We start from the raw sequence: 15,091 nt of genomic DNA, 5'->3' as shown, positions 1-15,091 counted from the left end.
GAAACAAGTTCCACCGTAGTCGCGGGAGTCCTGATTGGTTACGAATCGTGCGATTGGACCATGGTGGCGACGGAGCCGCGGGCGGCCCGCCACGCGGCGAAGGCCTCCCTCGTCGAGTACTGCGGTGTGTACCCGAACACGTGCTTGAGTCGATCGTTCTTGAGCACGGGCCGGTACTGCAGGAACTTGGTCTGCTCGGGGCCGTGGGCGGTCAGTCCCAGTGCCCGCCCTGCCCAGAGGCCGGCGCGGACCAGGTCTGCGGGCACCGACATGGTCGGCTTGCCCAGTTCGGCCGCGATCTCGTCGATGGTCATGGATCCGTCGCCCGCGACGTTGAAGATCCCGGTGCGAGTGCCCACCACGGCCTGCACCATGGCCGCGGTCACGTCCTGACCCCAGACGAACACGAAGGGGCTGTCACTGCCGCGGATCTTGAGCAGCCGACTCTTCTGGAAGAGCGCGGTGATCTGGTTGTCCACGTCCGCGCCGAGGATGGTGCCGATCCGGAAGATCGTCTGGAACACACAGCCTGTCACCAATCGGTCTCGGTGACAGGCTGCGTGTCGAATGGCGGGGTGTTCACCAGGCGCGGGCGCCCGATCCCCGATCAGCTGAGCAGCTTTGCCTTCAGCGCGGTGACGTCCTGATTCGTCAGACCAAGCGCCTGGCTCACGTAGTTGTCGAAGCTGCCGTACTTCTGGTCCACAGTGGCGAAGGCGGAATCGAGCCAGGCCTGCTCCACGTGATCAGAATTGCTGCTCCCGAGGCTGCCCGTTCCGCCACCGGCGCCGACGTACTCGTTGCTGAGCATGAAGTCCGCGTTCACGGTCTCGCGCGGGACGCCGAGGATCGTTAGCAGTACCGCCGACAGCCAGCCGGTTCGGTCCTTCCCGCTCTTGCAGTGATAGAGCACCGTATCGGGGGAGTTCTTGATGTCCAGCAGGACGGCCCGGAACGCGGCGGAGGCGTCGGAATTGCTGGGCATGACCTTGTAGAACTGCCCCAGGTCCTTCATCGTGATCGCAGTGACCAGGTTTCCGCCGGTCACGTCGCGGTGTTGCGAGGTGGCGCCTGCGGGGAGCTTGTCCGGTCCGAGCACCCTTTCGTAGGTGGTCCGCAGATCTTCGACCGTCTTGACGTTCAGCTGCACGAGCTTGGCCAGGTCGTCCGCGGTCAGGGCGGTGAGCGCGTCGCTGCGCAGCACCAGCCCGGATCGAACGCTCTTCCCGTCGGTGGTGGTGTAGCCGCCGAGGTCGCGGGCATTCGGCGCCCCCGTCAGGTGCAGCGAGTGGTCGACCGAGGTCGACGCGACGACCGGCGTCGGTGCGGCCGCGGCGATCGACGGGGCGGGAGCGAGCAGGAGGCCGGCGGTCAGGGCGAGTATCGCCGCCGACTTGGCCTGGACGAGGTTTCGGTGGGACATGGAAGGTTCTCCTCTTCTCGTTCGTGGGCCCGTCGGACCGGGCGGGCCGGTATTTCGTGAACGTTGATCTGGTGGTTCCCCGTCGCCACCGCTGCCGTATGCCGTACCTACGTGGCCCGGGCGTAGGTCCCCGGAACATGTGGATGCCGACGTGGTCGATGGGTGGCTTCCACCGATGCCGGTGCGGGTCGGTCGCGGGGCGTGGTACCCGCCGGCGCAATCGGTGGGTACCGGTCACCCGGTGGCGCGACGTCGAGGACGTTGCGCCGCGGCCGGGCGCGGCGGCGTGCCTGTGCGATGAAGTCGGCCCACGACTCGATACGCGGGTAAAGCGCCGTCAGTTTTCGCCGTTCGCATTCGGTCATTCCTCCCCAGACACCGAACTCGACTCGGTTGTTCAGGGCATCAGCTCCGCACTCGAGGATGACGGGGCAGTGCTCGCAGAGCGTGGCGGCCTCTCGTTGCTTCCTCGAGCCCCTTACGAACATCCTGTCAGGGTCACCGAAGCGGCAATAAGCCTGCGCGACCCAGCTTCCGGGTGCGTCGATGAGGTCGGTGTGCGGGCGGCCAAGGGTATTGATCATGTCGCGGAGTGCTTTTCACTAAAACAGAGCTGACGGACAACGTGGGGTACGGGGCGGGCCCGGATGCTCGGGGTCGGCGCCGGCAGGAGGGTCTGTTCCCGGCCGATGCGGCCGGGAACAGACCTGTGGCAGGTTGTTAGCTCAGGAGCCGAAGCCGCTGAACAGGCCGCCGAAGAGGGAGCCGAGGCTGCCGCCGCCGGTGCCGGGGTTGCCGCCGCCGGTGGGTGCGACGGTCACTGTTGCGTGGGTGGTGGAGGCGTTGGTGGTGCCGTGGCCGGAGTAGTCGGCGTTGATGGTGTGAGCACCGGCGGTGGTGGGGGTCCACTGGTAGGTGGCGGTGCCGTCGGCGCCGACGGTGGCGGTGCCGAGGATGGTGGTGCCGTCCTTGAAGGTGACGGTGCCGCCGGCGCCTGCGGGGTTGATTGTTGCCTTCAGGGTGGTGGCGGTGCCGACCTTGGCGCCGGTGACGGGGGTGAGGGTGGTGGTCGAGTTCGTGTTGTCGACCGGTGCCTCGGCCACGGTGACCTGCCCGGTGGTGGTGGAACCGTTCACGCCGTCACGCCCGGAGAAGGCGGCGTGGATGGTGTGAGCACCGGCGGCGGCCGGGGTCCACTGGTGGGTGGCGGTGCCGTCGGCGCCGACGGGGGCGGTGCCGAGGACGGTGTCGCCGTCCTTGAATTCGATGGTGCCACCCGCACCTGCCGGAGCAACGGTGGCGGTGAGCGTGGTGGCCTGGCCGACCTTCGCGCCGGTGACCGGGGCCAGCGCCACGGTGGAGTTGACGTCGGCTTCGGCGACGGTGACCTGCCCGGTGGTGGTGGACGGGTTGACGCCGTCACGCCCGGAGAAGCTGGCGTGCAGTGTGTGTCCGCCGCCGGCGCTGGGGGTCCAGGGCAGGGTGGCGGTGCCGTCGGCGCCGACGGGGCTGGTGCCGAGGACGGTGTCGCCGTCCTTGAATTCGATGGTTCCGCCCACGGCGGCCGGAGCGACGGTGGCGGCGAGTGTGGTGGCGGTGCCGACCTTCGCGCCGGTGACCGGGGCGAGGGCCACGGTGGAGTTGACGTCGGCTTCGGCGACGGTGACCTGTGCGGTGGTGGTGGAGGCGTTGACGCCGTCGCGTCCGGAGAAGGCGGCGTGGATGGTGTGTCCGCCGCCGGCATTGGGGGTCCAGGGCAGGGTGGCGGTTCCGTTGGCGCCGACGGGGCTGGTGCCGAGGATGGTGTCGCCGTCCTTGAATTCGATGGTGCCACCGGCGGCTGCCGGGTTGACGGTGGCGGTGAGCGTGGAGGCCTGGCCGACCTTGGCGTTGGTGATGGGGGCCAGGGCGACGGTGGAGTTGACGTTTTGTGTGACCTGGACGGTCTGCGGCGCGGATTGGGAGCCGTTGGTGGTGGCGGTGTCGGGGAATTTCGCGGAGATGGCGTGGTTGCCTGCGGTGGTGGGGGTCCACGCGAAGGTGGCGGTGCCGTTGGAGTTGAGGCCGGTGCTACCGATTTTGGTGGTGCCGTCGTAGAACTCGACAGTCTGGCCGGCTGTGCCGCCGGTGATGGTTGCGGTGAGGGTGGTGGCGGTGCCGACTTTGGCGCCGGTGATGGGGGCGAGGGTGGTGGTGGAGTTCGCCTTGGCGACGGTGAGTGAGGGGCCCTTGGTGCCGTAGTAGCCGGCGCCGAGGGATCCGCTGTAGTCCATGCCGGTTTGGAGGGCACCGCCGCCGATGGTGCAGTTGGCGCCGACGTTGTATTGGGCGCTGAGGGTGGCGGGTGCGGTGTTCTGCTTGACGGTCACCCGGTAGCTGGTGGCGTTGAAGTCGGCGGCGATGAAGCCGGGCTGGATGTCGAGGTAGGGCTCGATGGGGTGGGGGCCGTTGTTGTCGGTCAGGGTGGCTGAGCCGGGGACGTAGGTCAGGCAGGTGGGGTGGAAGTCCTTGACCCAGTCGAGCTTTTCGTCGGTGGAGTTGCCTCGTTCGAACTTGGTGCTGATGGTGATGGTTTCGCCGGGGGCGGGGGTTTCGTTGGTGATGGTGCGGGTGAAGTGGGAGTTGCCGTCCCACCAGTCGATGGTTCGGGGGCGGCGTTGGCGACGCTGGTGCCGAAGATGGTCAGTGCCCCGAGGGCGAGTGCGGTGGTGGCGCCTGCGGCGATGGTGCGGGTGGTTGCTCGGTGTGCCATGGGTGTGTCCTTGTGATCGGTGCGGCCATGGGCGTCGCCGCAGGCGCTGTGAGGGGGTCCGGGCTCCGGCGCCACGAGGGCGGACGCCGGAGCTCGGGGTCAGGGGTGGTTTCCGTGGTGGTGGTCGGCGGAAGCCGTTGTGTTACTTAGGAGCCGAAGATGGAGCCGAGGGAGCCGAGGCTGCCGCCGCCGTTGCCGCCGTTGCCGCCGCCGTTGCCGCCGCCGGTGGTGGCGACGGTGATGGTTGCGTGGGTGGTGGAGGCGTTGGTGGTGCCGTGGCCGGAGTAGTCGGCGTTGATGGTGTGAGCACCGGCGGCGGCCGGGGTCCACTGGTAGGTGGCGGTGCCGTCGGCGCCGACGGGGCTGGTGCCGAGGATGGTGTTGCCGTCCTTGAAGGTGACGGTGCCGCCGGCGTTGGCGGGGTTGATTGTTGCCTTCAGGGTGGTGGCGGTGCCGACCTTGGCGCCGGTGACGGGGTGAGGGTGGTGGTCGAGTCGGTGACCGGGGCTTCGGTAACCGTGACCTGTGCGGTGGTGGTGGAACCGTTGACGCCGTCGCGTCCGGAGAAGGTGGCGTGGATGGTGTGAGCACCGGCAGCGCTGGGGGTCCACTGGTGGGTGGCGGTTCCGTTGGCGCCGACGGGGGCGGTGCCGAGGATGGTGTCGCCGTCCTTGAATTCGATGGTGCCGCCCGCGGCTGCCGGTGCGACGGTGGCGGTGAGCGTGGAGGCCTGGCCGACCTTGGCGTTGGTGATGGGGGCGAGGGTGGTGGTGGAGTTGGCGTTGGTGACGGTGAGTGAGGGGCCCTTGGTGCTGTAGTTGCCGGCGCCGAGGGATCCGCTGTAGTCCATGCCGGTTTGGAGGGCGACGCCGTCGGTGGTGCAGTTGGCGCCGACGTTGTATTGGGCGGTGAGGGTGGCGGGTGCGGTGTTCTGCTTGACGGTCACCCGGTAGCTGGTGGCGTTGAAGTCGGCGGCGATGAAGCCGGGCTGGATGTCGAGGTAGGGCTCGATGGTGTGGGGGCCGTTGTTGTCGGTCAGGGTGGCTGAGCCGGGGATGTAGGTCAGGCAGGTGGGGTGGAAGTCCTTGACCCAGTCGAGCTTTTCGTCGGTGGAGTTGCCTCGTTCGAACTTGGTGCTGATGGTGATGGTTTCGCCGGGGCGGGGGTTTCGTTGGTGATGGTGCGGGTGAAGTGGGAGTTTCCGTCCCACCAGTCGATGGTTCGGGGGCGGCGTTGGCGACGCCGGTGGTCAGAAAGGCCAGTGCGCCGAGGGCGAGTGCGGTGGTGGCGCCTGCGGCGATGGTGCGGGTGGTTGCTCGGTGTGCCATGGGTGTGTCCTTGTGATCGGTGCGGCCATGGGCGTCGCCGCAGGCGCTGTGAGGGGTCCGGGCTCCGGCGCCTGCGAGGGCAGGGCGCCGGAGCTCGGGGTCAGGGGTGGTTTCCGTGGTGGTGGTCGGCGGAAGCCGTTGTGTTACTTAGGAGCCGAAGATGGAGCCGAGGGAGCCTGCTCCGCCTCCGGGCGTGAGGTAGCTGACCGTGATCGCGGGGCCCTTGGTGCCGTAGCTGCCGGACCCGAGGGATCCGCTGTAGTCCATGCCGGTGGTCAGTTTTGTGCCGCGGGCGCAGTCGGTGCCGACCGTGTATTGGGCGCTGAGGATGGCGGGTGCGGTGTTCTGCTTGACGATCACCCGGTAGCTGGTGGCGTTGAAGTCGGCGGCGATGTAACCGGGCTTGATGTCGAGGTAGGGCTCGACGGGTTGGTTGTTCAGCTTCGCCGAGTTGGGGACATAGGTCAGGCAGGTGGGGTGGAAGTCCTTGACCCAATCGAGCTTTTCGTCGGTGGAGTTGGTTCGTTCGAACTTCGTGCTAACCGTGATGATCTCGCCCGCGTTGGGAGTGGCGTTGCTGACGGTGCGGGTGAAATGGGAGTAGTAATCGTCCCAGGTGATGTTGGCGGTGGCGGCGCCGGCGATGCCCGTACTCAGGAGGGTCAGCGCGCCGGCTGCGAGAGTAGTTGCCGCGCCGGAAGCGATGCCGCGCATCATGTTTCGAGAAGCCATGAGTATTCCTTTGATCGTGCGGCCAAAGAACGTCACGTGACGTCGCCGCGGGCTGTGGGGGCGGGGCTCCGGCGCCACGAGTGCGGACGCCGGAGCCCGGAATCGGTTGTCAGCTAGGAGCCGAAGCCGCCGAACAGGGAACCGAGGGAGCCGAGGCTGCCGCCGCCGTCGCCGGCTTCGGGCGCGACGGACACGGTGGCGTTGGCGGTGGAGGCCTTGGTGGTGTTCGTGCCGGAGAAGGCGGCGCTAATGGTGCGATTGCCCGACTTGGCGGGAGACCACTGGGCGGTGGCCGTCCCGTCGGCGCCCACGTAGGCGGTGCCGACGATTGTGTCGCCGTCCTTGAAGGTGACGGTGCCGCCCGATGCGGCGGGGGTGACGGTGGCGGTGAGGGTGGAGGTGGTGCCGACTTTGGCTCCGGTGACGGGGGCGAGGGTGGTGGTGGTGTTCGCCTTGCCGACGGTGAGTGAGGGGCCCTTGGTGCTGTAGTTGCCGGCGCCGAGGGATCCGCTGTAGTCCATGCCGGTTTGGAGGCCGATGTCGCGGGCGCAGTCGGCGCCGACCTTGTATTGGGCGCTGAGGGTGGCGGGTGCGGTGTTCTGCTTGACGGTCACCCGGTAGCTGGTGGCGTTGAAGTCGGCGGCGATGAAGCCGGGCTGGATGTCGAGGTAGGGCTCGATGGTGTGGGGGCCGCTGTTGTCGGTCAGCGTGGCTGAGCCGGAGACGTAGGTCAGGCAGGTGGGGTGGAAGTCCTTGACCCAGTCGAGCTTTTCGTCGGTGGAGTTGGTGCGTTCGAACTTGGTGCTGATGGTGATGGTTTCGCCGGGGGCGGGGGTTTCGTTGGTGATGGTGCGGGTGAAGTGGGAGGCTCCGTCGTCCCAGGTGAGGGTTCGGGGGTCGGCGTGGGCGACGCCGGTGGTCAGAAAGGCCAGTGCGCCGAGGGCGAGTGTGGTGGCGGCGCCTGCGGCGATGGTGCGGGTGGTTGTTCGGTGTGCCATGGGTGTTCCCTTGGTCGGTGCGGCGTCACCGCGGACGCCGCCGCGTTGGTGGATGATCCGTCGCTCCGGCGCCAGACCGCGGCGCCGGAGCGACAGTTGGGCGGCTAGCTTCCGCCGAGGTTCTTGATGACTCGCGTGATGGTGTCGCCGAGGACCTCGTCGATCGAGCCGGTGGAGCTGAGCTGACCTTCGGTGGATCCGACGCCGGCACCGTCCATGCTGCCGAGAGTGGCCTCACCCGGGTTCTTCCCGCGCACCTTGAAGCAAGCGCTGAGGTTCTCGCGCCTGGCCCCGACGCCGACGGTGCCGCTGACGTCGATGCCGCCGCTGGTGATCGCCGCGCCGGTGGCGGCGCGGTCCGGGACCCTGTAGGTGAACTCGGCGGTCACCGGGTTGCCGGAGTTGACGAACCAGCCGGTGCTGCTCGCCCGCCAACCGCCGTCGTCGGTCTCGTCCGGGGTCACGTCCTCGGTCTTCTGTCCGCCGATGAGGTGGAAGGCGGTGACCTTCACGGAGACGGGCTTGCCGAAGCCGGCCGGCGGATAGTCGCGGATGGTGTTGACGTAGGGGTTACCGATGCTGGTGGTGCCGACGACGATCTTGTAGGTGACGTTGGTGCCGGCGGCGAACTCGGCCGCGGCGACGGACTTGTCGTAGGTGTGGGTGATCCACACCGTGCTGGGGTCGTTCTTGGTGTCGTGGCTGGACTGGGCACAGTCCGAGTCTTCGGCGTTCGCGACGCCTGCGCCGACCCCGAGGAGCCCGGCCGGCAGCACGGTCACCGCCGCGAGGGCGGCGATGCGACGAGCGGTATTCGACTGCATAGATCTACCTGCTTCTCTTCTGATGCGGTCAAGCCGGCGGCCGACCGGGGTGGTTATCGCGGCGCCTGGGCGGTCCAGGCGCCGCGATAAACGGGACCCCTACTGCGTCGCGTCGCCGGTGGAGGCGAGGGCGATCACAGTGGGGCGGTCACGGGGCCGGTGCACCTCGGGAGTTCAGCGGCCCCCGGCCGTCAGCTGAGCGACTGCAGCGTCTTGATGACGGACATGATGGTGCTGACGGTCTCGATCGCTGCGGACAACGTTGCCATGTGTTCTCTCCTTGATTCGTTCTTCTCATTCGTGCCGCAAGCAGTGAGTGTTGCGGCGGAGTAATTCTTACCACGAGGAAACGGTCAAGGGTGGGCTATTTCACGAAAAGATCACGGGGTTGTATATCGTTCTGTTATAGGATCTATCGAAATTGGCAGAGTTGGGCGAGAGTTCATCGACTGTTCATGGCCGAGCCCATCGGCGGAGGTGTCCGGGCATGCGTCTGACGCCCCTGGGGGCAGGGGCGTCACTGACGGCGTTCTTTGGTATTAATGCTGGTAGGACGGGCTACTGCGCAATGCAGTCGGGGTGGGTGACCGGGCCGGAGTGGCGGTGATTCGCGGGTGGATCCGTAGGCGCGCCACGTCACCTCGTGTATCGAGATCTTGGCCGGATCGCAGGTTTATGGCGGCGATGAACGGCCGAAGTTGGGCACGGTGGTTACCTTGCCGTGATCTGGGTGTCGGGTGCACCGCAAACATACCGATCGGTTATTAATTCAATTATTTATCGATGGGTGGGCCTTCGATACATTTCTCCCGGAGGGTGTTTCAGTTCTTCGTGACTCGATAGGTGCATGCCGTATTTCCGGTCAACCGCCAGCCGCCCTCGATTCGGGTCAGGGTGATGTCGGCAACGTTGGCGGTGTCGAGGCCCGGACGCTCGGCACCCGGATGCCAGGCCTCGAGGCGCCCAACGCCTGCGCCGGTGAAGCCGCGTTCGGTCACCGTGGTCAGGGTGCCGGGGCGGCGCGGGGGTAGGCGCGCGACAGCGGTCGGGCCAACTCGTCGACCAGTCCGATGAGCCGGCCGGAGGGGCAGTCAATCTTGTTCACGTTGCCCTGCGGCTTGCTGGTGGTCCCGCCACCGACGGCGTACGGATCCCTGCAGGCCTGCTTCCATGACCACCAGGCACCGCCCATCCGGTGCTCGTTCATGGCGTCGACGAATCGGTCGACGTTCGCGGCGTCTGCGGCCGGATCGCCGAACCATCCCCACTCGGCCTGTCGGATCGCGGTGATCGCGCGCTGGTAGTACCGGCGGATCTGATCGGCCGCGGTGATGGGGTCGCGCAGTCCGGGGTTGGGTTCGTTGAGCAGGTCGTAGCCGGCGACCGTGGGTTCGTCCTTGAATTCGCCTGCCAGTCGAGCCCAGGTGTTGACCAGGTGGCCCTGGATGCCCTGGGTGTCGTCGTAGAAGTTCTGGAACGAGCGGGCCACGGCGGGGGAGGTCTCGCGTTGGCCGCCGAGGGTGCAGGTGCTCCAGCCGTCGGTGAGGGTGGCCCAGGCCGGGGCCTTGCCCCATGCGTCCTGGTGCATGTCGAGCACGGTGTAGATGCCGTGGTCCTTGGCATCGTTCACGGCCTTGTGGATCTTGGCCACGTAGGCCTCGTCGAATGCGCCGGGGGTGGGTTCGAGCGCTGACCAGGCCAAGGTCAGCGGGGCGACATTGAAACCCTGGGCGGCCATGCCGGTGAAGTCGGCGCGCTCGAGCGGCGCCGTCGTCGCGAGCGCGGGCTCGTTGTGGGCGTAGTCGTTGAGCTGGTTGATGTTCGCGCCCCGCAGCAGCACCGTCCGTCCGGTCGCATCCGTGATGGCCCCGTCGGTGACGGTGAGGCGGGGAAGCGTCCATCCGGCGGGCTCGGTAGCGTGCGCGGACACCTGCTGGACCGAGGCAGCGGCGAACAGCAAAGTCAGTGCCACGAAAAGAATTCGGCCTCGTGACGACATCTTTCACCTCTCCGCTGGGCGAATGCCCAGGACGAACCCGCTGGCCGCGGGTCTGGCCGTATTACTCGATGGGCGATGCGCGGAGCTCGCGCGGGCCGGATCGGCTGCTCGCGGGATTCGTGCGGGTCAGCGTGCGGTCGCCAGGCATCGGTCAGGTGGGACCGGTGCCTTCATCGGGTTGGTCCGCCCAGTCCGGACGGTCCAACGACAGAGACTCTAGGTCGGATGTATAGGTAAGAGAAACACTGATTTCCGGATGGATTGACAACGGTTCCGTTGTCAGTAGGGAATCAGGGTGGGCATCGTCCGTTCGGTGAGGTCGGGGTCCTCGAGCCGCTTGACCAGGTCCGGGCGCGCGTCGCGGACCCGGATGGCGGCGTCGATGAACGAGCGGACCAGTGTCGAGTCGCTGTCGCCCTGCCAGGCCGCCGCGACTTCGGAGGGCTGGTCGTCGGCGATGGGCACCAGTGTCACCCCCGGGTAGGGGATCCAGCGCGCACACGCCACTGTGACCACGATGCCCACTCCGGCCGCGACCTTCTGGAATTCCTCGAGCAGTGTGGTCGAGCGGGAGACCACCCGCCCGGGTTTCCCGCCGCGGTGGTCGTCGAGTTCCCAGTACGCATTCCATGCCGCGTCGGTGGTCGCGGCGCCGAATATCGGCTCGTCGATCAGGTCGGCCACGGTCACCGAGGCGCGGGCGGCAAGGGGGTGATCGGCCCGCATCATCGCCATCCGTGGCTCGCGGAACAGGGTCTCGAAGTCGATGCCCTCCGTGGTGAGTGGGCGTCGCACGAAGGCCACGTCCACCGACCGGTCGTTGAGCCCGCCGGATGGATCGTCGTAGTTGAACTGGCGCATCTCGATGGTGACGCCGGGGTGGCGGTCACGGAAGGCCGACATGATCGGTTCGGTCAGGATCAGCGCGGCGCCCTCGGTGAAGCCGAGGACCAGCCGTTGGTTCTCGCCGTGTTCCATCGAGAGGGCGCGTTCGACGGCGTCGTCGAGGGCCGCCAGCAGTGCGCTGGTGTCCTCGAGGAACGCGGCACCGGCGGCGGTGAGGGTCACGCTGCGTGTGGTGCGGGTCAGCAGCACCACACCGAGACTTTGTTCCAGTTGCTTGATCTGTGCGCTCAAGGCCTGCTGCGCGATGTGCAGGCGCTGGGCGGCGCGGGTAAAGCTCAGCTCCTCGGCGACCGCGACGAAGTAGCGTAGCTGACGCGTCTGGAGCTCCATGGCGCGAAAGTGTACGACGACGCCGTGGCCTGTCAAGGACTATCACTCGCTGTGAGCCGTCTGTTTGTACTTCACATGGTTGGCGGGGGCCAGCCGGGTACGTCCGACTCTGGTTGGCATGCATCAGTCCGAGTCTCCATTGCCGGGCGACCGTCAGACGGCGATAGTCCCTGTCTCCGCGGTTTTGTGGCGCCGGCTAACGATCATGGCTGATGTGGGGTGAACGATGCCGACGCAGCGCAAACAGAACAGCTAGATCGCTCGGTTGGTGAACAGCAGAAAAAAACAGCGGAACAGATCGTTCACGTTTAGGGTCGTCGAGAATTTGTCCCTACCGCACCAGAGGTGGCTTGTGTCCCTTCCGCCCGCAAACGTCTCCCGCCGCGCGTTCCTGGCCGGCCTGTCCGTGCTCGGCGGCGCGACCCTGCTGCCCGCCGCGGCGAACGCCACGCCCGTCCTCCGCCAGGCCCCCGATGGCGGGGCTGGGCTGATACGTAACCCCGAGTTCGGTAACGGGGTCATGGCCGGGGTGCCGCGCACCGACGGCGCGACCTTGTGGACGCGCGTGGGCGCGGCGGGGGAACCGGCAGCGCCACCGGCAGCCTCGGGACCGGCAGCCTCGGCAGCGGCAGTGCTGGTAGCAGCGGCGCGGGTGGCGAATTGGCGTTGGTCGTCTCGAAGCGGGAGGACCTGTCCAGCCCGGTGCTCGCCGAGCGGGTTCAGGTACGTGAAGATGCCGACGGCACAGTGCATTTCGATGTGAACGGACTGGCTCCGGGGAGACCTACTACTACCAGTTTCGGGGTAACGGGGCGAGTCGCCGGTCGGTCGCTTCCGGACGCTGCGGCCCGCCGACTCCAACGAGCCGGTCCGCATCGGCTGGTTCACCTGCCAGGGCTTCGAGGACGGCTACTACGCGGCACACCGGCATCTCGCCGCGGAGGACCTCGACTTCGTCGTGTGCCTCGGCGACTACGTGTACGAGTTCACCAAGCCCGGCGTCCGGGGTTTCTCGACCAACGTGTTCCCGCAGACCATCGACGCCATGCGGGACAAGTACCGCCAGTACCGTACCGACGAAAATCTGCGGCAGATGCACAGTCAGCACGCGTTCATCCCGATCTGGGACGACCACGAGTTCCGCAACAACTACAGCAAGGACGGCTGGACGTCCCCGGTGGTCGCGGACATCGACTCCGCGATCGGATTCCAGCAGAAGAAGCAGTGGGCGTGGCAGTCGTGGTTCGAGCACATGCCGGTTCCGCGTTTTGCCGGCGACCCGACACGCACCTACCGCTCGCTGCGGGTGGGCAAGACCGTGGAGCTGTTCGCGCCCGACACCCGGCAGTACCGCGACAGGCAGCCGTGTGGCGACACTGACGCCACCGCCTGCGCCGTTACAGAGGCGACGGGCCGGACCATGCTCGGCGCCGCGCAGAAGCGGTGGCTCCTCGACGGCATGACCAGGTCGGATGCCCGCTGGAAGGTGGTCGCGAACGCCAACATGATGATGGGCATGGTGGTTGCGGACGATGGTGCCCGGGGATACCTGGACACCTGGGACGGCTATGGCGCCGAGCGAACCGAGATCCTGTCCACCGCGGCGCAGTCGGTGGAGAACCTGGTGCTGGTGACGGGTGACGACCACGACGGGTGGGGGGCGAGTTGTGGGATACCGGGTTCGCGCCGGGCACGGCGAGCGGTGCCCAGGTCAATGCGCCCGGCACCCGCCGGGCGGGGGTCGAGTTCGTCGTTCCGTCGGTCACTTCTGGCAACACAGGAGATGGTAAGGGCGGCGCCGCTGGGGCGCGCGCCGAGGAGGCGAGCAGGCGCGCCAAGAACCCGCACGTCAAGCACGCCGACATGGTCGGCCACGGCTACGGGGTTCTCGAGGTCGACGCGGCCCAGGCGCGCTTCCAGTTCCGGACCGTCGACAAGCTGAACCCGAACTCGGGCGTGGAGACGACGAAGGCGCTGCGCACCCCGGCCGGGCAGCCGGTGATCGAGACCCTGTGACCAGTAGCAAGACCACATCACCCCGTCGGCGTAGGCAACCGGAACGGAGCGCCTGGTCGACCCCTACCTGTACTCAGGTAGGGGCAACCGGCCGTCGGTTGGTGCGGTCATCCGGCATATTGTTGCGCTGCTCCAGCTGGTCGGAAGGCGCCCTGGGCTCTCAACCTCATTCCCGCGGGAAGTCGCAGGGGCTCCACAATGAGAAGGTGCTCCTCCAGTCCGACGACAATGCGCAGGTCAGCCCGTACGCAGAAGCGCGCCTACCCTGAGCTGGAGTTATCAGGCGCTCGCTGACCAGCGTCCTTTTCCGCTCGCGACCATCCTCCAGCACCGCAAGCCCCCGGTAGGTAAGAACTTTCGACAACGGCCGCGCCGCTCCACCCGGAGCCGCGCGGCCGTTGTGCGTCGACGATGCCTCTCCGAACCGGTATGACCGGACTCAGGCGACGCCCTTGATCCGATACACGAGCACCCCGGCGAGCACCGACAGTGCACCGGAGAGCAGGTAGAGCCCGGTGTAGCCGCCGAGGGTGTTCACCATGACCGCCGCGACCACAGGCGAGAGCACGTTCGGCAGCGCGATCGCCAGGTTGATGATGCCGATGTCCTTGCCGTTGCTCTCGGCCGCGGGCAACACCTCCGTCACCAGGGCGAAGTCAACCGAGGTGAACACCCCTGTCCCGAGCCCGAGGACCACGGCCGCGAGCACCGTCACCGGGAAGCTCGGGAAGAAGGCCATCAGCACCGTCGCGACCGAGATGAAGACCGCCGACGCCGACACGAAGACCCGGCGCCGCCCCACCCGGTCGGAGACGACGCCCGCCAGCACCACCGTGACGAAGACCGACAGCGCGTAGACGACGGTGAGGACCAGGACCCCGTCGCTGACCCGGAGCCCGCCGCCGGTCGCCGCGTCGTCGCGGGTGAGTCCCACCTCGTCCTGCAGATAGTAGAACAGGTAGAACAGCGCCGTCGCGGTGCTCAGGGTGGCGAGGAACCGGGTCAGCCAGGCCCAACCGAAGTCCGGATACCGGCGCACGTCCACCCAGTAGCAGGCGAGCAACTCGGCGACCCGGAACGGCGGCCTGTCCACCGGGGCGAGCGGTGACTCCCAGCGCGCGAAGAGAAACGGCAGCATCGCCAGGACGCAGGCGGCCGCGCACAGCAGGTACCCCATGGTGATTCCCAAAGGGCCCGCCCACACCGCTGTCGCAACGGTGCCGAGCGCGGTGCCGGTGACGACGGCGAAGGTGTAGGCGAATCCGTACCACCCGGAGACGACGCCACGCTGGGCGACCGGAACGTGGTCCGGCACCGACGCCGACAGCGGCGAGATGACCGCGTTGAGCGCGGTCTGCATCGCGACCCAGCTCAGCAGCACCGCCGGCAGCGACTGCGCGAACCCGGTGGCCACCAGCCCGGCCGCCACCACAAGCGTTCCCCCGGCCATCCACGGGGTGCGCCTGCCCCAGCGGGAGGCCGTGCGATCGGACAGGGCGCCCCACAGTGGCGTCGACAGGAGCGCGAAGACACCCGCGATGAAGCCGATGACGGCGAGGTTGGTCTCCTTGCTGGTGGTCGAGAAGAACCACGGCGCACCGTCCGTCAGCCGTTCCACCAGCGGCGACATCAGCACCTGCGCCGGCCCCGACCACGCGATGTTGATGCCCACGTACGCGAGGGTGAACATCGTGATCCACCCGCGGGAGGCCCGCGCGGTAGGTACGGCTACCCGTTCAGCCGCGGTGGTGGCGGCGGGCGCGGAGGGTGAAACGGGCATCGG

The 15,091-nt window shown here is 67.6% G+C and carries 13 protein-coding genes and 3 pseudogenes; 3 read left to right on the top strand and 13 right to left on the bottom strand.

Annotation, left to right across the window (positions count from 1 at the left end):
- Positions 1-38: 38 nt before the first annotated feature.
- The 4 genes and pseudogenes from BTZ20_RS16515 to BTZ20_RS16500 form a co-directional block, all read right to left on the bottom strand.
- A complete protein-coding gene (locus tag BTZ20_RS16515; protein ID WP_189636485.1) occupies positions 39-524 on the bottom strand; it encodes a hypothetical protein in 486 nt (161 codons plus the stop codon).
- A gap of 83 nt (positions 525-607) precedes the next feature.
- The gene (locus BTZ20_RS16510) at positions 608-1,423 is read right to left on the bottom strand and encodes a tyrosine-protein phosphatase (protein ID WP_077042115.1); all 816 of its coding nucleotides are present in this window, start codon (positions 1,421-1,423) and stop codon (positions 608-610) included.
- A 281-nt stretch (positions 1,424-1,704) separates the two neighbouring features.
- A pseudogene (locus BTZ20_RS28200) lies at positions 1,705-2,007 on the bottom strand (WhiB family transcriptional regulator); the annotation flags it as partial.
- Between the two features lie 141 nt (positions 2,008-2,148).
- Positions 2,149-3,792, bottom strand: coding sequence for a beta strand repeat-containing protein (locus tag BTZ20_RS16500; protein ID WP_077042113.1), 1,644 nt, complete (start codon positions 3,790-3,792; stop codon positions 2,149-2,151).
- A gap of 542 nt (positions 3,793-4,334) precedes the next feature.
- Here BTZ20_RS16500 and BTZ20_RS29095 point away from each other — a divergent pair.
- Positions 4,335-4,463 (top strand): hypothetical protein, encoded by a 129-nt coding sequence (locus BTZ20_RS29095; RefSeq protein WP_262982484.1) that lies wholly within the window; start codon positions 4,335-4,337, stop codon positions 4,461-4,463.
- A gap of 2 nt (positions 4,464-4,465) precedes the next feature.
- On the opposite strand, the pseudogene BTZ20_RS29880 reads toward BTZ20_RS29095, so the two are convergent.
- From BTZ20_RS29880 to BTZ20_RS16465, 8 genes and pseudogenes are all read right to left on the bottom strand, one after another.
- Positions 4,466-4,603 (bottom strand): annotated as a pseudogene (locus tag BTZ20_RS29880) (Ig-like domain-containing protein); the annotation flags it as partial.
- 8 nt (positions 4,604-4,611) lie between these two features.
- Positions 4,612-5,385 carry an Ig-like domain-containing protein gene (locus tag BTZ20_RS29090; protein ID WP_077042111.1) on the bottom strand — a complete coding sequence of 258 codons (774 nt, stop codon included), beginning with the start codon at positions 5,383-5,385 and terminating at the stop codon, positions 4,612-4,614.
- Between the two features lie 265 nt (positions 5,386-5,650).
- Positions 5,651-6,235 carry a hypothetical protein gene (locus BTZ20_RS16485; RefSeq protein WP_145982313.1) on the bottom strand — a complete coding sequence of 195 codons (585 nt, stop codon included), beginning with the start codon at positions 6,233-6,235 and terminating at the stop codon, positions 5,651-5,653.
- A 113-nt stretch (positions 6,236-6,348) separates the two neighbouring features.
- A complete protein-coding gene (locus tag BTZ20_RS16480; RefSeq protein WP_077042109.1) occupies positions 6,349-7,233 on the bottom strand; it encodes an Ig-like domain-containing protein in 885 nt (294 codons plus the stop codon).
- A 104-nt stretch (positions 7,234-7,337) separates the two neighbouring features.
- Positions 7,338-8,057 (bottom strand): hypothetical protein, encoded by a 720-nt coding sequence (locus BTZ20_RS27310; protein ID WP_077042108.1) that lies wholly within the window; start codon positions 8,055-8,057, stop codon positions 7,338-7,340.
- A gap of 821 nt (positions 8,058-8,878) precedes the next feature.
- A complete protein-coding gene (locus BTZ20_RS28180) occupies positions 8,879-9,055 on the bottom strand; it encodes a hypothetical protein (RefSeq protein ID WP_223263367.1) in 177 nt (58 codons plus the stop codon).
- 5 nt (positions 9,056-9,060) lie between these two features.
- Positions 9,061-10,029 carry a glycoside hydrolase family 5 protein gene (locus BTZ20_RS16470; RefSeq protein WP_223263366.1) on the bottom strand — a complete coding sequence of 323 codons (969 nt, stop codon included), beginning with the start codon at positions 10,027-10,029 and terminating at the stop codon, positions 9,061-9,063.
- A 306-nt stretch (positions 10,030-10,335) separates the two neighbouring features.
- Entirely contained in the window at positions 10,336-11,292 is a 957-nt protein-coding gene (locus tag BTZ20_RS16465; protein WP_077042107.1) for a LysR family transcriptional regulator, read from the bottom strand.
- An 841-nt stretch (positions 11,293-12,133) separates the two neighbouring features.
- On the opposite strand from BTZ20_RS16465, the pseudogene BTZ20_RS29085 reads away from it, so the two are divergent.
- Together BTZ20_RS29085 and BTZ20_RS29080 are read left to right on the top strand one after the other, a co-directional pair.
- Positions 12,134-12,895: pseudogene (locus tag BTZ20_RS29085) on the top strand (alkaline phosphatase D family protein); the annotation flags it as partial.
- A gap of 50 nt (positions 12,896-12,945) precedes the next feature.
- The gene (locus BTZ20_RS29080; protein ID WP_262982483.1) at positions 12,946-13,308 is read left to right on the top strand and encodes an alkaline phosphatase D family protein; all 363 of its coding nucleotides are present in this window, start codon (positions 12,946-12,948) and stop codon (positions 13,306-13,308) included.
- 439 nt (positions 13,309-13,747) lie between these two features.
- Here the strand turns inward: BTZ20_RS29080 and BTZ20_RS16445 are convergent, their stop codons facing one another.
- On the bottom strand, positions 13,748-15,088 hold the full coding sequence (locus BTZ20_RS16445) for an MFS transporter (protein WP_077042104.1): 1,341 nt from the start codon (positions 15,086-15,088) through the stop codon (positions 13,748-13,750).
- Positions 15,089-15,091: the final 3 nt, after the last annotated feature.

The sequence above is a fragment of the Rhodococcus sp. MTM3W5.2 genome (assembly GCF_001984015.1).
GTDB lineage: Bacteria > Actinomycetota > Actinomycetes > Mycobacteriales > Mycobacteriaceae > Rhodococcus_G > Rhodococcus_G oryzae.
Note: the sequence above shows the minus strand (reverse complement) of the source record. Positions and strands in the feature narration are given on the sequence as shown.